Origin of the sequence: Pseudomonas sp. WS 5411, assembly GCF_012985595.1 — a bacterium.
Lineage (GTDB): Bacteria > Pseudomonadota > Gammaproteobacteria > Pseudomonadales > Pseudomonadaceae > Aquipseudomonas > Aquipseudomonas shahriarae.
The window spans coordinates 81,820-108,539 of record NZ_JAARMC010000006.1 but is presented as its reverse complement, the minus strand read 5'-3'; the positions used below and the strand labels follow the sequence as shown (position 1 = coordinate 108,539).

The following is a 26,720-nucleotide window of genomic DNA, read 5'->3' as shown; positions in this document are numbered from 1 at the left end:
GGTGTGCCGGCAGGAGGATTCAGGATGAGCACTTACAATTGGGATCTGATCGAACGTCTGTTGCATGAAGTACAGAACGGCGAGGGCAGCTTTGCCCCGCGCAAATATGCCGAACAGGAAGCGGCCGATAAGGCCACGGCCGGCGAGTTCACTGGCGATCTGGATGCGTTGAAAAAGACCGCTGCCGATTACGAGGCGCTGTTGTTCAAGCGCGGTTTTATCGAGTCCCGGCCTGAAGACGAGGGCGGCAACGGCGAGAATTTCATTTTGACGCCCTTGGGCGCGCAGCTGCTGGCATTGATCGACAGCGCCATCCCGGGTAACGATCACCCGCGCCAAGTGCTCGACGAGCAGGCCGACGCGCTGGACCCGGCGACGTTCGAGATGGTGGCGGCCAAGGCGCAAATCGCCTGAACCGGCTGCAACTGTCAAATCGGTAATCTTGTACAGCCCCGGGCAACCGGGTGTGCTGGCGGGCATCTGTCTATCGGCCAGGCCGCAGTCAATATCACCGGTAGAGTGCCACACCGAGCTGACCTTCCTGGGCGTGTGCCTGTGCTTCTGAGGGAGGTGTAGACGTCTAGGCCGGGCTGCCCTTGAGGCACTTGAGTGCCTGGAAATCGCTGCGCACCTTAGCGATTTTCTGCACCAGCTTCTGGCGTTGTTGCACCGTGCTTTCGGCCATCACGTCCACCAGTAGACTGCGGGCTGCGGCTTCGGTCTGGGCATAGGCTTGGCGATAGTCCGCGGTCCACAGGCTTTCACGGTCCACCAGCAACTGCTCCATCTTGCGTGGGAAGTCGCTGCTGGCCCGTTGATTGACTGCGGCGATGAACTGCGCCTGCCAATGGGCGCGGTTGCCGATCCATTGCTGGTTCTGCGCGCCGAGGGCAGTGGACCAGGCCAGCACACGCTCTTGCTGGCTGGCGCTCAGTGGGCCTAGCCAGGCATCCAGGCGCTTGCTCATGCGCTCGCTACGCTCCTTGATCTGTTGCTCCAGGGGCGGCTTGAGGTATTCGTCCTGGCGTTTGCCCAGGTCCTTGGTCAGCGCGGCATCCATCTCGCGCACTTGCTGCTCATCCAGCCCGCGCAGCAACTCGATGGCTGATGGGGTGATTTGCCGGGCGACGTCGGCGATTGCTTGCTTGGCTTCAAGGGCGTGGGCTTGCAGGGCGGCGTCACTGACCTGGTGGCTGTCAACCATCTGCTGCAGGCGGTCGAGCCAGTCCAGGTAGCCAGGTAATTGGGTGGTGCAGTGCCAGGCCAGGTGTTCCTTGAGCGTTTCGTTGAACCAGCTTTTCTGCCCGGCGTTCATGTCCAGGTAGTCGTTGAGGGTCCAGGGGATGATCACGTCGAGATTGCGATAGGCCAGGCCCACGCGGTTGCAGCCGGCAAGCAGGACGCTCAGGACCAGTAAAGCAGCCAGGATTCTTAACCGACGCAGCATGGGCGAGTCCTTGCGCAGACCAGGGATGTTCATCTGAACCCGCCGGGGGCGTGACAGTTCAGCCCATCAATAAAACGACCGCTCGGCCTTTAGGGTCAACAGGCCATCACATTGCGAATTGTGTCCAGAGTAGGCTGAGCAGTCGCTGCCGTTGAGGTTGGAGTCGCTGTAGATCAGGTCCAGGTCCATGCCCATCCACGGTCGGGAGAATTTCACCGACCAGTCGCTGAAACTGCGGATCGAGCCGCCCTCCACCGAGGCCGGGGCGCCCAACTGATGAGTGGTGTACTTCATGCTCACGCCAATGCCAAACGGCTGGGTGCCGCCCAGGTCGGCAAACAGGGTGCTGTCGCGGCGGTCGGGGTCGTTGCCCAGTGACACACCAAACCGATTGCCCAGCAGGTTCAGGCCGCCGTAGAACTCCTGGCTGTCGAGGGGGCTCAGCTTGGGGTAGCTGTAGTGAATCATCCCCAGTTCATAGCCCAGGGTCTGGTCGAACGGGCGCTTGAAGCCCATGTAGGAATCGACTTCCAGTTTGCTCGCGGGCGACAGGCCCATGCTCGGAGAGAACTGGCCGAAGTACAGGCCGCTGGCGTGGCTCAGGTCGAGGCCGCCGTGAAACGAGTTGCTGCCCGGTGTGGTGGGTTTGACCAGGCCCTGGGCCATGCTGCGGCCGGGCGTGGTGCCCAGTTTCAAGTCGAAGTCGCCCAGTTCGCGCTGGAAAACCTGCGCTTCGGCGAGGGGGCTGGCAAGCAGGGCGCTGACCAGAAAAATACAGGGTTTGAGCACGCTTCACTCCATGAAAAGCGAGGAGCAGTAACGGGAGAAATCGGGCAAATACCCGTTCTAGACGTGTGCAAGCATACCGGCGAAAGTCAGGTATTGAGACCCGTTCGTCGATTGGCGTGGTTGAATGTGTGTCGGGGGGATGTTGCTGGCTCTAGTCCTAGCGCCTTGATAGGCAAGGCGCTTAGGGACCAGGTGGGCTGCGTAGGCGGCTTGCGCGCTTACTTCTTACCCAGGGTGATCTGCTTGGACGGGCCGAATGTCTGGCCGCTCACGCCCTTGGCGATCTGCTGGATTTCGCCACCGGACTTGAGGAACGCGGCGATTTGGTTGTTGATCGATTCGCTGGTTTCAACGGCGGGAGCTGGCTTTGCTTTGCTGTTGGATGCTTTTACGCGCATGGCGGCCACTAACCTGTAGAAAATTAACTTGGCCAGGCATCGTACATGAAATGCTTGACAATTGCTTGGTAAATATCTCCCAGGAATAAGCTGCGCTATTATAAAAGCCCGAAGTTGGTCTTTGGTCGAAGGCCCTAACTCGCTGTTTTAAATAGAAACCGTGGGTAAAAATAGCACCTGGCCATTGCTGCACGGCGGCAGCTTGACCTGACGAGCGGGGCAATTGTCGGCAAGTGCCCGGCAAACCCGCGATTTTTCAGGGTTGCGCGCCTGGACACGGGACCGCCGCCTTCAACTCGGGTAGAATGCCGCCCACGCAATGAGGGTATTGGAAATGGCTTTAGTCGGGCGCTACAACAGTTTGCAAGTGGTTAAACACACTAACTTTGGTTTGTATCTGGACGGTGAACAAGAGGGCGAAATCCTCTTGCCCAATCGTTATATTCCCAAAGATATTCCCAGTGAAGATGAAGACTGGCTTAACGTTTTTATTTATCTGGACAGCGATGACAAACTTATCGCGACCACTGAAAAACCAAAAGTGCAGGTGGGCGAGTTCGCCAGCCTGAAAGTGGTTGAAGTCAACAGCATCGGGGTGTTCCTCGACTGGGGCCTGCCCAAGGACCTGCTGCTGCCGTATTCCGAAGAAAAACGCCAGCTGACCGCCGGTGAATACTGTGTGGTGCACGTCTACCTCGACAAACACACCAAGCGCATCACCGCCACCGCGCGCCTGGACCGTTACCTGGACAAGACGCCGGCCAACTACACCGTGGGCCAGGAAGTCGACTTGCTGGTTGCCGAAGCCACTGATATGGGCTTCAAGGCAATCATCAATAACAAGCACTGGGGCCTGATCCACAAGAACGAAGTGTTCAAGTTCCTGCGTCCGGGCAAGGAAGAGAAGGGCTTCATCAAGGAAATCCGCGCCGACGGCAATATCAGCCTGAGCCTGCAGCCGGTCGGCGAGCAAGCGGCGTCCAGCCTGAACTCGAAGATCCTCGCCAAGTTGCGTGAAAACAACGGCAGCCTGCCGGTCAGCGACAAGAGTGACCCGACCGTGATCAGCAACTTGTTTGGCGTGAGCAAGGGCAACTTCAAGAAGGCCATTGGTGCGCTGTACAAGCAGGGGCAGATCGTAATTCACGCTGATCGTATTGAACTAAGCTGATTGCAACCTGCTCTTGTGTAGGCGTCGCTATCGCCGGTCAGCCGGCTCCTGCAGTGGGTCATCGCCATGAGCAAAAAAGTCGTGTTTGCTTACCTCGGTACGTTGTTGGCTTTTTTAGTGCTCGATGGCCTCTGGCTTGGGGTATTGATGGGGCCGACCTACAAGGGCCTGCTCGGGCCGCTGATGCTTGAGCAACCGCGATTGCTCCCGGCGGCGCTGTTCTACGGCCTTTATGTGTTCGGCTGCGTGGCCTTTGTAGTGTTGCCGGCGCTGGCCAGTGGCGGCTGGCAACGGGCTGCCCGCCTGGGTGCCTTGCTTGGGTTGGTCGCCTATGGCACCTACGACCTGAGCAACTGGGCGACCTTGCAAGGCTGGTCTGCGGGGCTGGCAGTGATGGACATGGCGTGGGGCACCTTTCTCACCGCGGCCTGCTGCTCGCTGGGATACTGGGCTGCGCGGCGCGTCAGCGGCTGACCGGCGCCCGGCAATCAACCTTTACCTGGGCGGGGCGTAGCAGTAGCGCTCCGGCCAGTATCAAGCCGCTGCCGGCTAACGTCAGTGCCGGCTGCAAGCCGCCGCTAAAATGGTTGCTCAACGACGCCAGCAGCGGGCCACTTAACTGGCCCAGGGCAAAACATGCCGTCAGCAGGCCGGTGCTCCGTTGTGCGCCGTGGGGCGCAACTTCCCGCGAACGTTGCATCACCAATTGCATGCAGGCCAGAAATGGCAGCCCACAGAGCAAGACACCCAGCACCAATCCCGCGCCATTGCCCCACAGACAGGCGAAGACGCCAATCGCTTGTATCCACAGGGTTGCCATCAACCAGTAGCGTGTGGTGTCGGGGTTGGGCTTGCGCAGACTGACCAGCAACACCCCCAGGGCCGCCGCCAAGCCAAAGCATGGCCAGAACAGGTCTGCCTGCCAGGCGCCCTTGAACTGCGCGCTGGCCATTTGCGACAGGAAGGTGGCCGGAATGATGTAGCCCAGGCCATACAGCAGGTAAATCCAGCCCAGATGCGCGATGCTGCCTTTACGCTCGGCAGGGGCGCTGCTTTGCGGCGCCCCCCTGTCCGGCTTGGGCAGGAACGGCAGGATCACCAGCAACATGCCCAGGGCGACCACGCCGTACACCAGCCACAGCGTTGCCGAATCCTCGCCCAACAGGTTGGAGGCCAGTGCCAACAATCCCGTCAGCAGGATCCCCAGTCCAGGCCCGGCAAACACCAGTGCCCCCAGCCGCGGGCGCCCTGCGGCAATCGCCAGCGGCTGGCTCAGGCCGGTAATCATCACCAGCACCCAGGCGCTGGCCACACCCGTGCCGAAGCGCAGCAACAGGTGCGACCAGAAGCCGTTGGCCCAGAACGACGCCAGGGTCAGCAGCACACACAACCACAACCCGCCGAGCAACCGTCCGCGTATGTGGTGATGACTGCGCGCGAACATCGAGTCCACGGCCCCCACGAAATAGCCCAGGTAGTTGGCCGCGGCAATCAGCCCGGCGGCGGTCAGGTCGATTTGCCCTTCGCTGAGCAAGTGCGGCATCTGCGGGGTGAGAGCAAAGCGGCCAATGCCCATGGCCATCATCAGGGCGATAAAACTGGCGAGTAAACGAATCAGGGGAGACATGGGCCAAATTCCAGGAAGAAGCGATGACCTCAGGCTAAGGTGGATTAGTGTTCAGTAAAAATGAATAATACTGAGTAACTTGTTCAGTTTAGGAGAAAGGTCGTGGAGTTCAGCCAACTGCGTATTTTCCAGGCCGTGGCCGAAGAGGGCTCCATCACCCGTGCTGCAGAGCGTCTGCACCGGGTGCCATCGAACCTCTCGACCCGCCTCAAGCAAATGGAAGAGCAACTGGGCGTCGAGCTGTTCGTGCGCGAGCGCCAGCGCCTGCAACTGTCGCCTGCCGGCAAGGTGCTGCTCGACTACAGCACGCGCCTTTTGGCCCTGCATGATGAAGCGCACGGTGCCGTGCAGGGTGGCCAACCGGCCGGGGATTTTGTGCTGGGCAGCATGTACAGTACCGCCGCGATCCATTTGCCGAAACTGCTGGCGCAATATCACAAGGCTTACCCCATGGTGAACCTGCAAGTGCAGTCGGCGCCCAGTGGTGAACTGCTCGAAGGCCTGATCACCGGGCGCCTGGATGCGGCGCTGGTGGATGGCCCGTTGACCCTGGCGACCCTGGACGGCGTACCGCTGTGTGAGGAGCGCCTGCTGCTGATCTGCGAGGCGGACCACCCACCGGTACGCGGCCCGCAGGATGTGGCCGGGCGCGCGGTGTTCACCTTCCGACGCAGTTGTTCCTATCGGGCGCGCCTGGAGGCGTGGTTTTCCCACGACCGTGTGGCCATGGGTCGCGCCATCGAGATCGAGTCCTATCAAGGCATGCTTGCATGTGTGATTGCCGGTTCCGGGGTTGCGTTGATGTCCGAGTCGATGCTCGACAGCCTGCCCGGCAAGGACAGCGTGTCGATCCACCCCCTGGCCGAGCCATTTGCCCACGCCACCACCTGGCTGATGTGGCGCAAAGGCATGCTCGGGGCTAATCTCAATGCATGGATTGACCTGCAGCAAGAGGGCAAGACGCGGCCTGTACAAGAGTCCCGGGCGATTGCCTGACCGCCCCGTCAGGATTTGTATCAATTCAGTAATGGTTCGTTGCGGTTTCAGGCAAGCATTACGTGGGACTTAGTACTACTATCTGTAGGAAGCAGCCACAGAATTCCAGCTGCTCGGCACTACCCTCAAAGGGGGCACCATGAAAGAAAAACTGCAAAACTGGCTGCACGACCTCGGCGTCGCACTCGGCTTGATCGAGCCACCGCTGCAACCGGTGCCAATCCGCACCGATGACGAACAGCGCCGCCCGCGTCGCAGGTAAGTCCCGAAAAGCGCTCAGACACAGGGTTTGAGCGCGGTTGTAGGACCACGCAACACCGCAGATTCGATGTGGGAGCGGGCTTGCTCGCGATTACGGTAAATCAGTCACTGAAAGTTTGACTGACCTACCGTAATCGCGGGCAAGCCCGCTCCCACTTTTTGTTTGGTGTTTCAGATAAAAAACGGGTGCGACAACCGACATCGCACCCGCTCAAGCCAGCTTCACTCAGGCAGCATCGGCCGCCGCCACCTCTAGCCGACGCGACAGCAGACTCACCAGCACAAAACTCACCACACTCACGCCCAGGCTGTAATAGATCGGCGTGTTTGCCTCCAAGCCATCCTTGACCATAAACACCAGTGACGTGACAAACCCCAATGCCATGGCGCTGATCGCACCCGCCGTCGTAGCGCGTTTCCAGTAAATCGCCCCGATCAATGGGATCAGCATGCCGCCGACCAGCAGGTTATAGGCCAGGGTCAGTGCGCTGATCACGTCGGTGACTATCAAGGCGATACCCAGCACGGCCATCCCAGTCAGCAGGGTGAACAAGCGGTTGATGTTCAGGCTCGACTGCTTGCCGCCGCGCAGGCGCGGCAGCAGGTCTTCGGTCAGCACGGTGGACGCGGCGAGCAGGCCGGCGCTGGCGGTGGACATCATCGCCGCCAGGGCCGCCGCGATCACCAGGCCGCGCAGGCCATCGGGCAACGACAGTTTGACGATGGCGGCGAAGGCGTTGTTGACGTTGTCCAGGTCCGGGATCAGCACATGGGCGGCCATGCCGATCAGGGCGCAGGCCAGGCCGTAGAGGATGCAGTAGAAGCCGGCGAAGGTTCCTGCGTACTGGGCGACTTTTGCGTCACGGGCGGTAAACACCCGTTGCCAGATGTCCTGGCCGATCAGGATGCCGAAAAAGTAGATCATGAAGTAGGTGATGATGGTGTCCCAGCCGATGCTGGTGAAGCTGAAACTGGCCGCCGGCAGTTTGGCCACCAGTTCATCCCAGCCGCCTACGCGGTACAGGCAGATCGGCAGCAGGATAAACATCAGGCCGACGGTCTTGATCACAAACTGCACGATATCGGTTAGCGTCAGCGACCACATGCCGCCAATGGTCGAATACACCAGCACCACGCCACCACCCAGCAGGATGGCGGCCCAGAACGGCAGGTCAAACATCACTTGCAATACGGTGCCGATCCCCAGGGTCGAGGTCACCGCCAGCATCAGCGCATAGGCCAGCATGATCAGCCCGCTGGCCTGGCGGGCCGTGGGGTTGTAGCGCTGCTCCAGGACCTGGGTCACGGTGAAGATTTTCAGCTTGAGCAAGGGTTTTGCGAGAAACAGGTTCAGCGCAATGATCCCCGTGCCCAGCGCCGCGCAGAGCCAGAACCCGGAAATACCATGCACATAACCCAGGCGCACGCTGCCCACTGTGGACGCGCCGCCCAGCACCGTTGCGGCCATGGTGCCCATGTACAGGGTCGGCCCCAGGTTGCGCCCGGCGACTAGATAGTCTTCATGGGTCTTGGCCCGGCGCATGCCGAAATAGCCGAGCACGAGCATGCCGGCGGCGTAGATAAGTACGACGAATAGATCCAGAGCCATGGTGGCGCCTCTCCAGTTATTGTTTTTATGGACTAATCAGGTGACGCGCTACATCAACGGTGCGTGACTCCAGGCAGCACGCAGAGCATTTCGTACAGCAGGTTGGCGCCCAGCAACGAGGTGTTGCCGGTGGTGTCGTAGGGCGGCGAAACCTCCACCAGATCACAACCAATCAGGTCCAGGCCCTGGCAGCCCCGGATGATCTCGATCGCCTGTATGGTGGTCAGCCCGCCGATTTCCGGGGTGCCGGTGCCGGGCGCCCAGGCCGGGTCGATGCCGTCGATGTCGAAACTCAGGTACACCGGGCCGCCGCCGACCTTTTCCCGGACTTCGGCCATCAACGGCGCGAGGGAGTGGTGCCAGCATTCTTCGGCCTGGACCACGCGGAACCCCTGTTTGCGGCTCCAATTGAAGTCTTCGGCGGTATAGCCCTGGGCGCGCAGGCCGATTTGCACCACACGGTCGCAATCGAGCAGGCCCTCTTCGACGGCCCGGCGGAAGGTGGTGCCGTGGGCGATTTTCTCGCCGAACATATGGTCGTTGACGTCGGCGTGGGCATCGATATGCACCAGCCCGACCTTGCCGTGTTTCTTGTGGATCGCCCGCAGGATCGGCAGGGTGATGGTGTGGTCGCCGCCCAGGGTCAGCGGGATTACGTTATGGCCGAGGATCTCATCGTAGGCTTCTTCGATAATGCGCACGGCGTCCAGCAGGTTGAAGGTGTTGATCGCCACGTCGCCGATGTCGGCCACCGACAGCGAGTCGAACGGCGCAGCGCCGGTGGCCATGTTGTAGGGGCGGATCATCACCGACTCAGCGCGGATTTCACGCGGCCCGAAGCGGGTGCCGGCGCGCAGCGAGGTGCCGATATCCAGGGGCACGCCGACAAATGCCGCATCCAGGCCGGCGGCGGTTTGCAGGTGGGGCAGGCGCATCATGGTGGCGATGCCGGCAAAGCGCGGCATTTCGTTGCCGCCCAGTGGTTGGTGAAAGATCTTGTCCACGGCAGTGCCTCATCGTTGTTGTGGTTATCAGAGGCCGATTCTGCGAAATGCCCGGCAACGGAAGAATCGCTGTGGGGAAATACTTAGTTCAGATTTTTCTAAACTAATGCCTGGGGTAGACTCCACCGGTTTGCGAAACCTGTTCCCTGTCCGCCGACTTTTTGCCTGGAGCGTCCATGGCCAATGCCTTGCCCGACCTGAAATTGCTGCGCATCTTCGTCAGCGTCGTGCGCCACCAGGGGTTTGCCAATGCCCAGCATGAGCTCAACCTGTCGACGTCGGCCATCAGCACCTATATGAGCCAACTGGAAGGCGCGTTGGGCCTGGTGCTGTGCCATCGCGGGCGTGGCGGGTTCAGCCTGACCAGCAAGGGCGAGTTGTTTCACCAGGAAACCTTGCGCCTGCTGGGCGAACTGGAGGGCTTCGAGCAATACGCGGCGGCGCTCAAGGGCGAACTGCGCGGCACGCTCAAACTGGGTGTGCTCGACTCCACGGTCAGCGACAAGGCCCTGCCATTTGCCGAAGTCATCGGCGCCTACAGCCTTGAGCACCCGGCGGTGCATCTGCACTTATCGGTGATGAGCCCCTACGAGCTGCAACTGGGGGTGCAGGACAATCGCCTGGACCTGGCCATCGGCGCCTTCTCCAACCGCATGAGCGGCTTGGTCTACATGCCGCTGTACCGCGAACAACACTGGCTCTATTGCAGCTCGCGGCATCCGCTGTTCAGCGAGCGACGCATTCCGGAGCAGGTGATTACCCAGCAACGCATGGTCGGGCGCGGTTACTGGAGCCAGGCGGAACTGGCGCGCCATGGCTTCAAACACAGCGCCGCCACTGTAGAAAGTATGGAGGCGCAGTTGATCCTGGTGTTGTCCGGCGCCTACATCGGCTACTTGCCCGAGCACTACGCCCAGGCCTGGGCCGACAAGGGCGACTTGCGGGTGCTGCTGCCGGCGACCTTTGGCTACCAGGCGCCGTTTTCGCTGATCATGCGCCGTGGGCGCAGCCGCGAACCGTTGATCCAGACCTTCCGCGATTTACTCAAAGCACAGCTCAATCAGGCCTGAACATGTCCAGACCCCAATGCCCCCGCTGCCTGCGGCCGACCACCCACTGCCTGTGCGCGCTGATCCCGAGCCTGCACAGCCGTACCCGGGTGTTGCTGTTGCAGCATCCCAGCGAGGTCAACCATGCGCTCAACACCGCGCGCCTCGCCGCGTTGGGCCTGGTGAATGCGCAGTTGGTAGTGGGCGAAGTATTTGAAGGCTTGCAGACCTTGCTCAATCCTCCGGGGTATCAGGCACGGCTGCTGTTTCCTGGCGAAGAGGCGCAGTCGCTGCAGACCTATGGCCCATCCGATGAGCCGTTGCTGCTGGTGGTGCCCGACGGTACCTGGCGCAAGGCGCGCAAGTTGCTGCACCTCAACCCGCTGCTGGCGGCGTTGCCACGGGTGACGCTGGCGGCGGGCGCAGTGTCCCGCTACCGGTTGCGCAAGGCACCGGGGCCGGGGGCGTTGTCGACGGTAGAGGCGATCGTGCAGGCCTTGCAGGTGCTGGAGGCGCCGCAGTCATTTGATCCGTTGTTGCGGCCGTTTGAGGCGTTGATCGACGGGCAGATTGCAGCGATGGGGGAGGAGGTGTTTCAGCGCAATCATGGGGGTGATTAGCCGGTTCACCCAGGTCCAGCTCCCCCATTGACCGCGCCGCTCAAGACATACGCGGTCGATGTAGGAGCTGGCTTGCCGGCGATGGCGCCTGCCCAAACACCGCTAACGCTCGCGCATCGCCTCCGTGCGTGCCTTCAACACCGGCTTGAGCAAGTAATCCAGCACGCTTTTCTCCCCGGTAATAATGTCCACCGTTGCCACCATCCCCGGGATGATCAGCAACGGTTTTTTATCCCCGCCCAGATGGTTCTTATCGGTGCGCACCTGGATCAGGTAGAAGCTGTTGCCCTTGTCGTCGGTAATCGTATCGGCGCCGATCAGTTCCAGTTTCGCCGCCAGTCCGCCGTAGATCGTGTAGTCATAGGCACTGAACTTGACCATCGCCTTCTGCCCCGGATGCAAGAACGCCACGTCCTGGGGCCGTACTTTGGCCTCGATCAGCAGGTTGTCTTCCAGCGGGACGATTTCCACCATGTCGCTGCCCGGCTGGACGACGCCGCCGATGGTGTTGACCTTCAATTGCTTGATCACCCCATGCACCGGGGAGACCACGGTGGTGCGGCTGACGCGGTCATCGATGGCGATGCTGGTGGCGGTGATTTTTGACAGGTCGGTGCGTTTTTCGTTGAGTTCCTTGGCCGCTTCCGAGCGGAAGGTCTGTACCGATTCGTCGATCTTGCTCTTGATCTCATTGATCGCCGATTCCGCCCGGGGGATTGCCAGGGTGGTGGCGTTCAACGAGCCGCGGATCTCCACGGCGCTGCGTTTGAGGCGCAGGATTTCCACCGGCGATACCGCGCCGGTGCCCACCAGAGGGGCCGACATGTTCATCTCTTGTTGCAGCAGCGCCAGGCTGGAGCTGAATTGGCCCTGTTTGGAGCGAAACTCCGCCAGTTCCTGGGTTTTCTGCCGCAACTGTTCACTCAAGGTCCGTTGCTCGCTGCTCAAGCGCCGCTGGCGTTGTTCAAACAGCGAGCGCTCGTCTTCAGCCACTTGCGGAGCCTTGGCGATCACTTCATCGGACAATTTGAACGGTCGCCCCTCGGCCTCGGCCGACAGGCGCTCGACCTGGGCGGTGAGGGCATACCGGTCGACTTCGCTTTCGCCCTTGTTCGAGCGGAACCGCGTGTCGTCCAGTTGCAGCAGTTTGTCGCCTTTGTCCACCATCTGCCCTTCGCGCACGTAGATCTGGGTGACGATGCCGCCTTCCAGGTTCTGGATCACTTGCACCTTGCTCGACGGGATGGCCTTGCCTTCGCCCATGGTCACTTCATCGAGAACGGCAAAGTTGGCCCACAGCAGGGCGCAGATGATCAGGCCGGCGGTCAGCCACACGATAATCCGTGAACGGCGCGGTGAGTCCTGCAGCGAAGCACCCGCCAGTTCGGGCATGAATTCGCTGTCGGCGGTTTTGCCAAAGCTCTTGAAGTAGCCCGGTGGAGCGGGAGTGGCTGACATGGTGGGGCTCCTAGACGGCGGCCGAGCCGACACGGCCCTTGCGCAGTGCATCAATCACACTTTCTTTGGGGCCGTCGGCAACGATGCGGCCGTTGTCCAGCACGATCAAACGGTCGACCAGGCTGAGCATCGAGGTACGGTGCGTGACCAACAGCAGTGTCTTGCCCTTGACCCACAGCTCCAGGCGCTGGCGCAGGGTTTCTTCGCTGCTGTTGTCCATGGCGCTGGTGGGTTCGTCCAGCAGCAGGATCGGCGGGTCGAGCAGCAACGCGCGGGCCAGCAACACCGCCTGGCGCTGGCCGCCGGACAGCAGTTGCCCGCGCTCGCCCACTGGCCGGTCGAAGCCTTGTGGGTGCTGGCGGGCCAGTTCGCTGACGCCGGTCAGTTCGGCCACTTCGAGCATCCGCGCATCGCTGATATAGCGCGCGCCCAGGGTCAGGTTATCGCGCAGGCTACCGGCCAACAGCGGCAGGTCATGGGCCACATAGCCCACTTGTTGGCGCAGGTCGGCCACATCCAGCTGGCGCAGGTCGAGGCCATCGAGCAGTAACTGGCCTTCTTCTGGCGCGTAGAAGCCCATCACCAGGCGGCCCAGGGTGCTTTTGCCCGAGCCGCTGCGGCCGATAATGCCCACGCGCTCGCCAGCCTTGAGCTGGAAACTGACCTGGCTCAGGGCCGGGGTGTTCTGCCCGGCATAGCGGAAGGTGACCTGGCTGACTTCCAGGGCGCCACTCAGTTGCGTGCGCTCCAGTGGGCGCTGCTGCGGGTCGCGCTCCTGGGGCAGGGCCATCAGCGCGTCGGTGCTGCGCATGGTCAATTGCGCCTGCTGGTAGCGGGTGATCAACCCGGCGATCTGCCCCAGCGGCGCCAATACCCGGCTGCCGAGCATGTAGGTGGCCACCAGCGCGCCGACACTGAGGCTGCCGGCGATGATGCTGTAGACCCCGGCAACAATGGTCGCCATCCCGGAAAACTGCTGGATGAACAGCGTGCCATTGGTGGCCAGCGCCGAGAGGTTGCGCGCATGGCTGTCGAGGCGGGTGAGGGCGCCGTGGGTGCTTTCCCACTGGTGCTGGCGCTCGCTTTCGGCGCTGCAGGCCTTGAGGGTTTCCAGGCCGCTGAGGGTTTCGATCAACAGCGCCTGGCGTTCGGCGCCCAGGCTCAGGCTTTTTTGCACGGTGTCGCGCAGGCGTACCTGGATCAGCATTGCAAAGCCGATGGTCAGCGGGAACGCACACAAAGGGATGATCACCAGCCAGCCGCCGAGCAGGCCGATCACCACCAGCATCAGCACGGCGAAGGGCAGGTCGATCAGGCTGGTAAGGGTCACCGCGGTGAGGAATTCGCGCAGGCCCTGGAAGTCATGGATGCTCTGGGCAAAACCGCCGATGGTGGCGGGGCGCGCCTTCATCGACATGCCGGTGATGCGCTCGAACAGGGTCGCTGACAAAATCACATCGGTCTTCTTGCCGGCGGTGTCCAGCAGATGGGCGCGCACCACCCGCAGCACCAGCTCGAACGCCGTGCCGATCAGCAGACCGATCACCAGTACCCACAAGGTCGAGGTGGCCTGGTTCGGCACCACGCGGTCGTAGGTCTGCATCACGAACAGCGGCACCATCAGGCCCAGCAGGTTGATCAGCAAACTGGCGAGAATTGCATCGCTGTACAGCCAGCGCGACAGCTTCAAGGTGTCGCGAAACCACGCCTCGACTCTTGGCACCAGCGGCGCGCGCAGGTCTTCGATTTCGTGCCGTGGCCGGGCAAACAGGGCCTGGCCGCTGTAGGCCGCGTCGAGCTCTTCGCGGCTGACCCACTGTTCGCCGCCTTCGGCTTCGCTGGGCAGGATCAGCGCCTGGCCATCCTCGCCCCAGCGCCGCAACACCGCGCAGCGGCCTTCGTTGAGCAGCAACAGCACTGGCAGGTTCAGCGCCGAGATGGCCTTCAAGTCCCGGCGCAATACCCGCGCCTGCAAGCTGGCCCGGGCCGCGGCCCGTGGCAGCAAGTCCAGGCTCAGGCGTTGTTGCGCCAAGGGCAGGCCGGCGCTCAGGCTGCTACGGCTGACGCTGCAGCCGTGCAGCTTGCAGAGGATCAGCAGGCCGTCGAGCAACGGGTCATCAAAGCTCTGGCGCGGGTCGACACCCGGGTTCAGCGGTTCCATCTGGCTCACGGCGATCTGCTCCACGTCGTTGGCTACTTCAGGTCAGGCAGGTGGGCTTCGCTTCTGACTTCCGACTGGGCAATGGCTTCGGCCGGCACCACCACGCGCTCCTTGTTCAGCAACTCGCCCATATTGGCCAGCACGCGGTACATGGAGAACTCTTCGGTGTAGCGCACTTCGGTGTAGCGCCGGTTGGCGTTGTACAGCTCGTTTTCACTGTCCAGCAGGTCCAGCAGGGTGCGTTGGCCCAGGCCGAACTGGTCCTGATAGGCCGCGCGCACGCGCTGGGTGGTTTCGGCATATTCGCGGGCGGTGGGGGTCTGGATGCGGGCGTTGTCCATGGCATGCCAGGCCAGGTTGAGGTTCTCGTTGAGCATGCGCAGGGCGTTGTTGCGGATGTCCATGGCCTGGTTGATCTTGTGCGAGTCCGACGCCAGGCGGGCTTTGTCGCTGCCGCCACGGAACAGGTTGTAGTTCATCACCACACCCACCCGCCATTCGTTGTCGTGGCCCAGGTCGCCCTGCACATTGTTATTGGCGCCCACCGCCGCCTCGGCATCGAAGCGTGGATAGAACGGCGACTTCGCCACCTCGTACTGGCTCTCGGCGGCCATCACATCGGACTGGGCCGACTTCAGATAGGGGTTGTTCTCCAGCATGCTGCGCCGGGCGCCGAGTTGGTCGCTGGGCAGCTCGCCCTTGATCGACGCCGGGCTTTCCAGTTCATCCGGCATGCGCCCAACCACGCTATAGAAGTTCGATTCGGCGTCTTGCAGGTCGACCAGTGCGGTCTGGTAGTTGTTGTCTGCCAGGGCCCGGCGGGCGGTGGACTGGTCGCGGTCGGCGGTGCTGCCGATGCCGCGCTCGGTGCGCAGGCCGATCTGGTCGGTGACGCGCAGGTGCGCCTGCAGGTTGTTCTTGGCCAATGTCAGCAGGTCGCGGCGCTTGAGCACTTCCAGGTACACCTCGACGGTGCGCAGGGCCAGGCTCTCGGCGGTGCCACGGGTGTAATAGGCGCGGGAGTTGACCACCGCCCCGGTGCGCTGCACTTCGTTGGAGGTGTTGAAACCGTCGAACAGCATCTGGCGCAGGCGCAGTTCCGACTGGGTGTAGTTGTCGGTCTCGGTGTGGTGATTGCCACCACGGGCGCGGGTGGTGCTGTTGTCGCTGTAGCCACGGCCGTAGGCGGCATTGAGGTCGAGGCTGGGGTAGAAGCCGCCTTTGGCGACTTTTACATCTTCATCGGCCGAAAGCCGGCTGTTACGGCTGGCATTCAGTTCCGGGTGAGTGTCCAGCGTGCTTTGGATCGCTTGGGTCAGCGACATTGCTTGGGTGTTGGTGCAGGCCATGGCGATCAGAATCGCGCTGCAGAGGGGGGTAAAGGCGCGCATGGGTACATCTCCCGGTGTCAGTGTTACTGGTCTGTCGCCATTTATTTGACGAATTTAGAGGGCAAACCGTCTCAGGCTTGTAACAACACAGCTAAGAACATTTGCGGGGGGACCTAAGAAGGATTTCTCATAATGTTTATGTCCAAAAAAACTTATGCGTTCTGCGCGAAGCAAGACATTGTTCAAAGCACAAGCCTTGAGTTATGTGCGCTGTGGCGTGTTTTTCGGCTCGGGGAAAGTTCAATCGCAAGTGCAAGCAGGTGATGGGGTAGCGAAAAAAGGGGCGATTTTTTGTGACGGTTTTCTGTCACTGCCTCTTTTGAAGGGCTCTCTGTAACGGGGTTGAAGCGCGGGTTGGCGGCTGATTTGAATCAGTTTTGTGCCACTTCCGGCCCCCCCGATCCACTGCACTTGTGCACGTAACCGAGGTGCCGACTACTGGGGTCGGACAGGGAGATAAGCGCATGGCCAAGTTAATCGGTGTTGTCAGCAAGGTGGTTGGGGAAGTCTTTGCCGTGGCAGGAGATGGCAGTCGCCGAAGCCTGATCGAAGGCGACCGACTGTTTGCCGGCGAGCAACTGCAGACCGGTGCGGCCGGTGCAGTCGCGGTGCAACTGACCAACGGCCAGGAGCTGACCCTGGGGCGCGACAGCAGCCTGGGCCTTTCCCCGCAATTGCTGGCTGGCCAGGCGCCGCAGATTCACGCCTCGGAAGACCTCGCACCGAGCCAGGCACAGTTGACCGATGTGCAGCAACTGCAAAAAGCCATCGCCGCCGGTGACGACCCGACCCAGACCGCTGAAGCCACGGCCGCCGGCCAAACCGGCAGCACGGCGGCAGGTGAGCTGGGCGGTGGGCACTCCTTTGTGTTGTTGACCGAAGTCGCCGGGCGGGTGGAGCCGGTCATCGGCTTTCCCACGGCAGGGTTTGGCGGGATCCCTGAGTTTCCGTTGTTCCAGGTCGCCGGCCAGCCCGATACCGGCAACGACCAGCCCGTGGTAGTGCCTCCCGACAACCCGGTGAGCCTGGGTGGGCTGGAGGTCGAGGGCGGCGAGTTGACGCTCAACGAGGCCAATCTTGCACAAGGCTCGGCCAGCAATCCGGCGGCGTTGGTGCAGACCGGTACCTTCAACGTCTCGGCGCCCGATGGCCTGCAAAGCCTGACCGTGGGCGGCATCAGCGTGGTCAGCGGCGGGGTGGCCAGCAGCTTCCCGCAAACTATCACCACCGGGCTGGGCAACACCCTGAGCATCACCGGCTACAACGCAGCCACCGGGGTGATCAGCTACAGCTACACCTTGACCGGCAATGAGGCCCATCCGTCGGGCAACGGCAGCAACAGCCTGAGTGAACAATTCGCGGTGGTCGCCACCGATAGCGATAACGACAGCGCCACCGGCTCGCTGGATATCACCCTCATCGACGACGTGCCCAAGGCGCTGGATGACAGCCATGAGGGCCGCGCTTCGGAAAGCCTGCTGACCCTCAGCGGCAACGTCCTGGATAACGACACCCAAGGTGCCGACCGCGTCGCCAGCGGCCCGATCACCGGCGGCACGTTCAGCGGTCAATACGGCACTCTGGTGCTGGCGGCTGACGGCAGCTACACCTACACGCTGAACACCGCCGACCCTGATTTTGTCGCGCTGCAGGGCGGCGGCAATGGCAGCGAAACCTTCACCTACACCCTGACCGACGCCGACGGCGACAGCAGCACCGCCAACCTGGTGCTGCAAGTGCACAACAATGATGACCCGGTGGTGATTGGCGGCATCAGCGTAAATGGCGCCGACCTGACCCTCTATGAAAAAAACCTGGTGGACGGCAGCAGCCCTGACGCTGGCGCGCTGACCCGCGCCGGCAGCCTGACCGTATCGGCCGTGGACGGCTTGCAGAACCTGTCGGTGGGCGGTATCAGCGTGGTGTCCGGCGGTGTCGCCGCCGGCTTCCCGCAATCCATCGCCACCGGCCTGGGCAATACCCTGACCATCACCGGGTTTGACCCGGCCACCGGGGTGATCAGCTACAGCTATACCCTGACGGGCACCGAGGCGCATCCGTCGGCGGGCGGGTTGAATGACCTGACCGAGAGCTTCAGCGTTATCGCCAACGACACCAACAACAGCACCGCCACCGGCACTCTGCACGTGAGTGTGGTGGACGATGTACCGACCGCTGCCGATGACGGCAATGCGCAAGTGGCCTCCGAAAGCCTGCTGACCCTGAGCGGCACGGTGTTGACCAATGACGCGCAAGGCGCCGATCGGGTCGCGTCCGGGCCGATTACGCCGGGCTCCTTCACGGGGCTTTACGGCACGTTGGAGTTGGCGGCGAATGGCACGTATGTGTACACGCTGAATACCGCCGATAGCGATTTTCTGGCATTGAATGGCGGCGGTAATGGGACTGAAACCTTTACCTATACCCTGACGGATGCCGATGGCGACACCAGCACCGCCAACCTGGTGTTGCAGGTGCATAACAATGACGACCCGGTGGTGTTGACGGGGCTTGAGGTGAATGGCGGGGAGGTTACGGTCTACGAGAAGAACCTGCCGTTGGGTAGCGCTAACGATGGGCCTGCGCTGACCCAATCCGGCACTTTCACGGTGACGGCATTGGATGGCCTGAAAAACCTGACTGTGGGCGGCATCAGCGTCGTCACCAACGGCGTCGCCGCGACCTTCCCACAATCGGAACCCACTGGCTTCGGCAACACCCTGACCATCACTGGCTACAACGCCAGCACGGGGGTGATCAGCTACAGCTACACGCTCAACGGTATCGACAGCCACCCAGCCGGCGCGGGCACAAATAGCATTAGCGAGTCGTTCGCGGTGGTTGCCACCGACAGCAACAACAGCAGTGCCAATGGTTCGCTGGACGTCAATGTGGTCGACGATGTGCCTACTGCAGTTGATGACGCCAATGCACAAGTGGCCTCGGAAAGTCTGCTGACTTTGAGCGGCAGTGTTTTGGGTAATGACGTACAAGGTGCTGACCGCATTGCCAGCGGGCCTGTCACGGCAACTACCCTCGTCGGCACCTATGGCACCTTGCAGCTGTTCGCCGATGGCAGTTATGTCTACACCCTCGACAAGACTGACCCGCAGTTCATGGCCCTGAATGGCGGTGGCAGCGGCACTGAAACCTTCACCTATCAGCTTAACGATCTCGACGGCGACACCAGCACTGCCAACCTGGTGTTGCAGGTGCATAACAACGACGACCCAGTGGTGCTGACTGGCCTGAACGTCAATGGTGGCGAAGTCACCGTCTACGAGAAAAACCTGCCGTTGGGCAGCGCTAACGATGGGCCTGCTCTGACCCAATCCGGCACTTTCACGGTGACGGCCTTGGACGGCCTGAAAAACCTGACTGTGGGCGGCATCAGCGTCGTCACCAACGGCGTCGCTGCGACCTTCCCACAATCGGAACCCACCGGCTTCGGCAACACCCTGACCATCACCGGTTACAACGCCAGCACGGGTGTGATCAGTTACAGCTACACCCTCAACGGCACCGATAGCCACCCAGCCGGCGCTGGTACTAACAGCATCAGTGAGTCGTTCGCGGTGGTTGCCACTGACACCAACAACAGCAGCGACAATGGTTCGCTGGACGTCAATGTGGTCGACGATGTGCCAAAAGCCGTCGACGACAATCCCGCAGGTATCGCCTCCGAGAGCCAGCTCATTCTTAGCGGCAGCGTGCTGGGCAATGACGTACAAGGTGCTGACCGCATAGCGACCGGGCCGGTTACGCCAACTACCATCGTGGGTACCTACGGCACTCTGCAGCTGTTCGCGGATGGCAGCTACACCTACACCCTCGACAAGACTGACCCGCAGTTCATGGCCCTGAATGGCGGCGGCAGCGGCACTGAAACCTTCACCTATCAGCTTAACGATCTCGACGGCGACACCAGCACCGCCAACCTGGTGTTGCAGGTGCATAACAACGACGACCCAGTGGTGTTGACCGGCCTGAACGTCAATGGCGGGGAAGTTACGGTTTACGAGAAAAACCTGCCGTTGGGTAGTGCTAACGATGGGCCTGCTCTGACCCAATCCGGCACCTTCACGGTGACGGCATTGGATGGCCTGAAAAACCTGACTGTGGGCGGCATCAGCGTCGTCACCAACGGCGTCGCCGCGACCTTCCCACAATCGGAACCCACTGGCTTCGGAAACACCCTGACCATCACCGGTTACAACGCCAGCACGGGTGTGATCAGTTACAGCTACACCCTCAACGGCACCGATAGCCACCCAACCGGCGCTGGTACTAACAGCATCAGTGAGTCGTTCGCGGTGGTTGCCACTGACACCAACAACAGCAGCGACAATGGTTCGCTGGACGTCAATGTGGTCGACGATGTGCCAAAAGCCGTCGACGACAATCCCGCAGGTATCGCCTCCGAGAGCCAGCTCATTCTTAGCGGCAGCGTGCTGGGCAATGACGTACAAGGTGCTGACCGCATAGCGACCGGGCCGGTTACGCCAACTACCATCGTGGGTACCTACGGCACCCTGCAACTGTTTGCCGATGGCAGTTATGTCTACACCCTCGACAAGACTGACCCGCAGTTCATGGCCCTGAATGGCGGCGGCAACGGCACCGAAACCTTCACCTATCAGCTTAACGATCTCGACGGCGACACCAGCACCGCCAACCTGGTGTTGCAGGTGCATAACAACGACGACCCAGTGGTGTTGACCGGCCTGAACGTCAATGGTGGCGAAGTCACCGTCTACGAGAAAAACCTGCCGTTGGGCAGCGCTAACGATGGGCCTGCGCTGACCCAATCCGGCACCTTCACGGTGACGGCCTTGGACGGCCTGAAAAACCTGACTGTGGGCGGGATTAGCGTCGTCACCAACGGCGTCGCCGCTACTTTTCCGCAATCGGAACCTACCGGCTTCGGCAACACCCTGACCATCACCGGCTACAACGCTAGCACCGGGGTGATCAGCTATAGCTACACCCTCAACGGTACCGATAGCCACCCAACCGGCGGGGGTACCAATAGCATTAGCGAGTCGTTCGCGGTGGTCGCCACCGACAGCAACAACAGCAGCGACAATGGTTCATTGGACGTCAATGTGGTCGACGACGTGCCAAAAGCCGTCGACGACAACCCCGCTGGTATTGCTTCTGAGAGCCAGCTCATCCTGAGCGGCAGCGTCCTCGGTAACGACGTACAAGGCGCCGACCGCATCGCCACCGGCCCGGTTACGCCCAACACCATCGTCGGTACCTACGGCACATTGCAGCTGTTCGCGGATGGCAGTTACACCTACACCCTGGACAAGACCGACCCACAATTTGCCGCCCTGAATGGCGGCGGCAACGGCACCGAAACCTTCACCTATCAGCTTAACGATCTCGACGGCGACACCAGCACCGCAAACCTGGTGTTGCAGGTGCATAACAACGACGATCCGGTGGTGTTGACCGGCCTGAACGTCAATGGTGGCGAAGTCACCGTCTACGAGAAAAACCTGCCGTTGGGCAGCGCTGACGATGGGCCAGCCTTGACTCAATCCGGCACCTTCACGGTGACCGCCTTGGACGGCCTGAAAGACCTGACTGTGGGCGGTATCAGCGTCGTCACCAACGGCGTCGCCGCGACCTTCCCACAATCGGAACCCACTGGCTTCGGAAACACCCTGACCATCACCGGTTACAACGCCAGCACCGGCGTGATCAGTTACAGCTACACCCTCAACGGCACCGATAGCCACCCAACCGGCGCTGGTACTAACAGCATCAGTGAGTCGTTCGCGGTGGTTGCCACTGACACCAACAACAGCAGCGACAATGGTTCGCTGGACGTCAATGTGGTCGACGATGTGCCTACTGCAGTTGATGACGCCAATGCACAAGTGGCCTCGGAAAGTCTGCTGACCTTGAGCGGCAGTGTTTTGGGTAATGACGTACAAGGAGCCGACCGCATCGCCACCGGCCCGGTTACGCCCAACACTATCGTCGGTACCTACGGCACATTGCAGCTGTTCGCGGATGGCAGCTACACCTACACCCTGGACAAAACTGACCCGCAATTTATCGCCCTGAATGGCGGCGGCAACGGCACCGAAACCTTCACCTATCAGCTTAACGATCTCGACGGCGACACCAGCACCGCCAACCTGGTCTTGCAGGTGCATAACAACGACGACCCAGTGGTGCTGACTGGCCTGAACGTCAATGGTGGCGAAGTCACCGTCTACGAGAAAAACCTGCCGTTGGGTAGCGCTAACGATGGGCCTGCGCTGACCCAATCCGGCACTTTCACGGTGACGGCCTTGGACGGCCTGAAAAACCTGACTGTGGGCGGCATCAGCGTCGTCACCAACGGCGTCGCTGCGACCTTCCCACAATCAGAACCCACCGGCTTCGGCAACACCCTGACCATCACTGGCTACAACGCCAGCACCGGGGTGATCAGCTACAGCTACACCCTCAACGGCACCGATAGCCACCCAGCCGGCGCGGGTGCCAATAGCATTAGCGAGTCGTTCACGGTGGTTGCCACTGACACCAACAACAGCAGCGACAATGGTTCATTGGACGTCAATGTGGTCGACGACGTGCCAAAAGCCGTCGACGACAATCCCGCAGGTATCGCCTCCGAGAGCCTGCTGACCCTGAGCGGTAGCGTGCTGGGCAACGACGTACAAGGCGCCGACCGCATCGCCACCGGCCCGGTTACGCCCAACACTATCGTCGGTACCTACGGCACATTGCAGCTGTTCGCGGATGGCAGCTACACCTACACCCTGGACAAAACTGACCCGCAATTTATCGCCCTGAATGGCGGCGGCAACGGCACCGAAACCTTCACCTATCAGCTTAATGATCTCGACGGCGACACCAGCACCGCCAACCTGGTGCTACAGGTGCATAACAACAACGACCCGGTCGTGCTCACCGGCCTGGACGTCACTGGCGGCGAGTTGACCGTCTATGAGAAAAACCTGGTTGATGGTTCCAGCCCGAACATCCCGTTGTTGACCCAGACCGGTACCTTCACGGTGACCGCCTTGGACGGCCTGAAGAACCTGACTGTGGGCGGCATCAGCGTCGTCACTAACGGCGTCGCCGCGACCTTCCCACAATCGGAACCTACCGGCTTCGGCAACACCCTGACCATCACTGGCTACAACGCCAGCACCGGGGTGGTCAGCTACCGCTACACCTTGCTCGACAATGAAGCGCACCCCAATGCCAGCGGCGATAACAGTCTGTCGGAGCAGATCACGGTCACGGCCAGCGATAACGACACCAATACTGCGACGGGTACGATCGACATCAACATCATTGATGACCTGCCCACTGCCAACCCCGACGTGCGTTCGGTGATAGAAGGCGGTGTGGTCAGCGCCAATGTGTTGGGCAATGATGTCGGCGGCGCCGATAGCCCCACATTGGCTGGCGCGGTAGTCGGGGTGCGGGCGGGCAGCAACATCGGCACCCCGGCCTCTGGCGGCCTGGGCGCTAACATCAACGGCACCTATGGTTACCTGACTCTGGATGCCAACGGCAACGCCGTGTACCACAGCAACCCCAACGCGGTGAGCCCTCCGGGGGCGGTGGACACCTTCGTCTATACCGTGCGGGATGCCGACGGTGACCTAAGCACCACCACCCTGACGATTACAGTGACCGACAGCGGCCTCAAGGCGGTGGTTGACGGCGATGTCACGGTCTACGAGAAAGCCCTGGACCTGAACCTCGACGGCCAGGACCTGGCGCCTGGCACCGTGGTCGGCAGCGACCCGACGGCCACCACGGAAACCGCCAGCGGCAACCTCGCAGATTCGGTAACCGGCGGCAGTGGTCCGCTGAGTTTCAGCCTGGTCGGCAGCGCTACCGGCACTTATGGGCAGATCCTGCTCAACCCCAACGGCACCTACACCTACACCCTGACCTCGGCACCCAAGACCTTGCCCAACAGCAACGACGGGCCGAATGTATTGACCGAGACTTTCACTTATAAGGCCACCGACCAATTGGGCAACACCACCACCAGCAGCATTGTGGTGAGCATTGTCGATGATGTGCCCAAAGTGGTGTCCAGCGCGCGTGAAGTCACGGCGACGGAGGTGGACTCCAACCTGCTGCTGATCATTGATATTTCCGGCAGCATGAACGACGCCTCGGGGGCCGGCGGCACGCGGCTTGACCTGGCCAAGGCGTCCATCACCGAGTTGCTTAACCGCTACGACGAGATGGGTGATGTGAAGGTGCAGATCGTGACCTTCAACGACAGCTCCCAGCAATTGAGCAGCCAATGGGTCAGCGTCGCCACGGCCAAGACCCTGGTCAACAACCTCACGGCGTTCAACGGCACCAACTACGACTCGGCCCTCGGCACCGCGCAGACCGCCTATGGCACCGCTGGCAAGCTGGAAGGCGCGCAGAACGTGGCGTATTTCTTCTCGGACGGTAACCCCACCACGTCCAACACCAATAATCCGAACAACCCCGGCAACGTGGTCAACCCGGAATACGGCGACGGGATCGACGCCACTGAAGAGGGCGTATGGCGGGCCTTCCTCGATGCCAACGGCATCAAGGCCTATGCCATAGGCCTGGGGGCGGGGGTCAACAGTATTTACCTGGACCCGGTGGCCTACGACGGCAGCACCCACACCAACACCAACGCGGTGGTGGTGGCCAACCTGGCGGGCCTGGATGCGGTGCTGGCCGGCACGGTACAGGGCGCGCCGGTCACCGGCAGCCTGCTGACGGACGGCTCGTTCGGCGCTGACGGTGGCTTCGTCAAAGCCCTCACGGTGGATGGCATCACCTACACCTACAATCCGGCGGCGGGGGGCTCGATGAGTGCCAACCTGCCAGGCGGCCACGGTACGTTCGACACCGTCAGCAACAGTGTCACCATCACCACCAACCAGGGCGGCACGCTGGTGGTGGACATGGACAACGGCGAGTTCCGCTACACGCCGCCGAAGCTGACCGACTCGCTGGTCACCGAAACCTTTGGCGTGACCGTCAGCGACAACGACGGCGATCTCGCGACGTCCAGCCTGGTAGTCAAGGTCAACCCGAACGTGGCGCCGGTGGCGGGTGATGACCATGTGATCACCAATATCCTGTTGAGCAATATTGTGGTGCCTGCCGAGTTGCTGCTGGCCAATGACAGCGATGCCAACCATGACAACCTGACGGCTATCCCCACCAGTTTTCCAACCGGCTGGGTGGCCAAAGGCGCGGCCTTTACCGGGACGGGGACCAGAACGCTCACCGGTACAACTGTGGGGGATGTACGTACCTCGTTTGCCGGTGATGCGGCGAACCTCACTGCAGCACTTTTGATCACCGGCAGTCTCGGCAATGTCGGTGGCGCTACGGCCGACGATCGTTTAACGGTCACGCTCAAGGCGGGTGAGACCCTCAGCCTGGATCACAACCGGCCGGTCGGCAACATCGTCATGACCTATTCGCTCAACGGTGGCAGCGAGCTCCCTCTTGCGGATGGCACGACGCTGACTGCGTTAGCGGACGGTAGCTATCAGATTCACATTACCAACACCTCCAATCCAACAGGCGGCAACCCCAATGGCACAGAAAGCTACCAGTTGGACATGAAGATCAACTACGCCGGCGCCCAGGACTACACACCGCAGTACCACGGCAACTACTCGGTCAGCGATAACCACGGCGGCAGCGACAGCGCCGCGGTAGACATCAGCTACCAGGCCGGTACGACCCTCACCGGTACCAACGGTGATGACATCATCATGGCCGGGCCCGGCAACAACACCCTCAATGGCGGCGATGGCAACGACGTGCTCACCGCCGGCACCGGCAACAACCAGATGCACGGCGGCAATGGCAATGACCTGCTGTTCAGCGGCACCGGCAATGACCTGCTCGATGGCGGGGCGGGCCTCGACACCGTCAGCTATGCCCATGCCACGGCAGGCGTGACCGTCAACCTTGGCCTGGCGACGGGGCAAATCACTGGCGGCGCCGGAACCGATACATTGATGGCTCTGGAGAACCTGGTGGGCTCCAACTTCAATGACTTCCTCACGGGCAACGGCAACAACAACCTGATCTCCGGCGGGCTGGGCAATGACACCCTCAAGGGCGAGGGGGGCGATGACATCCTGATCGGCGGCCTGGGTAACAACACCCTGACCGGTGGCCCTGGCGCCGATACCTTCCAGTACCTGACCGGCGGTAGCGGGCACGATGTCATCACCGACTTTGCGGTGGGCACCGACAAGCTCGACCTGTCGCAACTGCTGCAAGGCGAGAATGCGACGACGGCGTCCCTGGATGACTACCTGCACTTCAAGGTGGTGGGCGGTACGACCACCATCGACATCAGCGCCGTTGCAGGTGCCACGCCGAACCAGACCATCGACCTGGCCGGGGTCAACCTGGCGACCCAATACGGCGTCACGCCGGGCGCGGGCGGGTTGATTGCGGGCGGGGCGGATACGGCGACGATCATCAATGGGATGTTGAATGACCATTCGTTGAAGGTGGATACCGTGTAATCCCCTGTGGCGAGGGAGCTTGCTCCCGTTGGACTGCGTAGCAGTCCCATTCAGGGCCGCTTCGCGCCCCGACGGGAGCAAGCTCCCTCGCCACGTCTCTCGCCACAGACAGGTACTGGCCTGTGGCTTTAGCTCATTGAGTTATAAGCACCATACTTTGCGTGATATGGCCCGCCAGCGTTTGCCGGTATGATAGGCGCCCCC

Annotated in this window: 17 protein-coding genes; 8 read left to right on the top strand and 9 right to left on the bottom strand. The window is 61.5% G+C overall.

What is annotated here, in order from left to right; translation table 11 throughout:
* Positions 1–24: 24 nt before the first annotated feature.
* On the top strand, positions 25–414 hold the full coding sequence (locus HBR93_RS11985; RefSeq protein ID WP_057441218.1) for a hypothetical protein: 390 nt from the start codon (positions 25–27) through the stop codon (positions 412–414).
* Positions 415–580: 166 nt separating this feature from the next.
* Here the strand turns inward: HBR93_RS11985 and HBR93_RS11980 are convergent, their stop codons facing one another.
* The 3 genes from HBR93_RS11980 to HBR93_RS11970 all read right to left on the bottom strand — a co-directional run bounded on the left by HBR93_RS11980 (position 581) and on the right by HBR93_RS11970 (position 2,634).
* Positions 581–1,447: a DUF6279 family lipoprotein gene (locus HBR93_RS11980; protein WP_169960424.1), complete on the bottom strand. Its 867-nt coding sequence runs from the start codon at positions 1,445–1,447 to the stop codon at positions 581–583.
* A 66-nt stretch (positions 1,448–1,513) separates the two neighbouring features.
* A complete protein-coding gene (locus tag HBR93_RS11975) occupies positions 1,514–2,236 on the bottom strand; it encodes a TorF family putative porin (protein WP_057958836.1) in 723 nt (240 codons plus the stop codon).
* Positions 2,237–2,454: 218 nt separating this feature from the next.
* Positions 2,455–2,634, bottom strand: coding sequence for a hypothetical protein (locus HBR93_RS11970; protein WP_007946007.1), 180 nt, complete (start codon positions 2,632–2,634; stop codon positions 2,455–2,457).
* Positions 2,635–2,968: 334 nt separating this feature from the next.
* On the opposite strand from HBR93_RS11970, the gene HBR93_RS11965 reads away from it, so the two are divergent.
* Together HBR93_RS11965 and HBR93_RS11960 are read left to right on the top strand one after the other, a co-directional pair.
* A complete protein-coding gene (locus HBR93_RS11965) occupies positions 2,969–3,805 on the top strand; it encodes a S1-like domain-containing RNA-binding protein (protein ID WP_029292380.1) in 837 nt (278 codons plus the stop codon).
* A gap of 66 nt (positions 3,806–3,871) precedes the next feature.
* Positions 3,872–4,279, top strand: a complete 408-nt coding sequence (locus HBR93_RS11960; RefSeq protein ID WP_169960386.1) for a DUF2177 family protein — start codon at positions 3,872–3,874, stop codon at positions 4,277–4,279.
* On the opposite strand, the gene HBR93_RS11955 is transcribed toward HBR93_RS11960, so the two are convergent.
* Positions 4,269–5,432, bottom strand: coding sequence for a YbfB/YjiJ family MFS transporter (locus HBR93_RS11955; RefSeq protein ID WP_169960385.1), 1,164 nt, complete (start codon positions 5,430–5,432; stop codon positions 4,269–4,271). The two genes, HBR93_RS11960 and HBR93_RS11955, sit on opposite strands and share 11 nt — an antisense overlap.
* Positions 5,433–5,534: 102 nt before the next feature.
* Between HBR93_RS11955 and HBR93_RS11950 the strand changes: the two genes are divergently transcribed.
* Positions 5,535–6,428 (top strand): LysR family transcriptional regulator, encoded by an 894-nt coding sequence (locus HBR93_RS11950; protein ID WP_057441212.1) that lies wholly within the window; start codon positions 5,535–5,537, stop codon positions 6,426–6,428.
* A gap of 139 nt (positions 6,429–6,567) precedes the next feature.
* Complete coding sequence (locus tag HBR93_RS26965) at positions 6,568–6,690, top strand: PA1414 family protein (protein ID WP_003210728.1); 123 nt, start codon at positions 6,568–6,570, stop codon at positions 6,688–6,690.
* A gap of 225 nt (positions 6,691–6,915) precedes the next feature.
* Here the strand turns inward: HBR93_RS26965 and HBR93_RS11945 are convergent, their stop codons facing one another.
* On the bottom strand, positions 6,916–8,298 hold the full coding sequence (locus tag HBR93_RS11945) for a sodium:solute symporter (RefSeq protein ID WP_169960384.1): 1,383 nt from the start codon (positions 8,296–8,298) through the stop codon (positions 6,916–6,918).
* 53 nt (positions 8,299–8,351) lie between these two features.
* Positions 8,352–9,302, bottom strand: a complete 951-nt coding sequence (gene speB, locus HBR93_RS11940) for an agmatinase (RefSeq protein WP_120732183.1) — start codon at positions 9,300–9,302, stop codon at positions 8,352–8,354.
* A gap of 176 nt (positions 9,303–9,478) precedes the next feature.
* Here speB and HBR93_RS11935 point away from each other — a divergent pair, with 176 nt between their 5' ends.
* Both HBR93_RS11935 and HBR93_RS11930 read left to right on the top strand, forming a co-directional pair.
* A complete protein-coding gene (locus HBR93_RS11935; RefSeq protein WP_057441205.1) occupies positions 9,479–10,372 on the top strand; it encodes a LysR family transcriptional regulator in 894 nt (297 codons plus the stop codon).
* A gap of 2 nt (positions 10,373–10,374) precedes the next feature.
* Positions 10,375–10,971 (top strand): DTW domain-containing protein, encoded by a 597-nt coding sequence (locus tag HBR93_RS11930; protein WP_057958842.1) that lies wholly within the window; start codon positions 10,375–10,377, stop codon positions 10,969–10,971.
* A gap of 102 nt (positions 10,972–11,073) precedes the next feature.
* On the opposite strand, the gene HBR93_RS11925 is transcribed toward HBR93_RS11930, so the two are convergent.
* The 3 genes from HBR93_RS11925 to HBR93_RS11915 are packed head-to-tail and all read right to left on the bottom strand — an operon-like array spanning position 11,074 to position 15,981.
* On the bottom strand, positions 11,074–12,429 hold the full coding sequence (locus HBR93_RS11925) for an HlyD family type I secretion periplasmic adaptor subunit (protein WP_057441200.1): 1,356 nt from the start codon (positions 12,427–12,429) through the stop codon (positions 11,074–11,076).
* A 10-nt stretch (positions 12,430–12,439) separates the two neighbouring features.
* The gene (locus HBR93_RS11920) at positions 12,440–14,599 is read right to left on the bottom strand and encodes a type I secretion system permease/ATPase (protein ID WP_169960383.1); all 2,160 of its coding nucleotides are present in this window, start codon (positions 14,597–14,599) and stop codon (positions 12,440–12,442) included.
* Between the two features lie 23 nt (positions 14,600–14,622).
* On the bottom strand, positions 14,623–15,981 hold the full coding sequence (locus HBR93_RS11915) for a TolC family outer membrane protein (protein WP_115127631.1): 1,359 nt from the start codon (positions 15,979–15,981) through the stop codon (positions 14,623–14,625).
* A 464-nt stretch (positions 15,982–16,445) separates the two neighbouring features.
* On the opposite strand from HBR93_RS11915, the gene HBR93_RS11910 reads away from it, so the two are divergent.
* Complete coding sequence (locus tag HBR93_RS11910; protein WP_169960382.1) at positions 16,446–26,516, top strand: retention module-containing protein; 10,071 nt, start codon at positions 16,446–16,448, stop codon at positions 26,514–26,516.
* Positions 26,517–26,720: the final 204 nt, after the last annotated feature.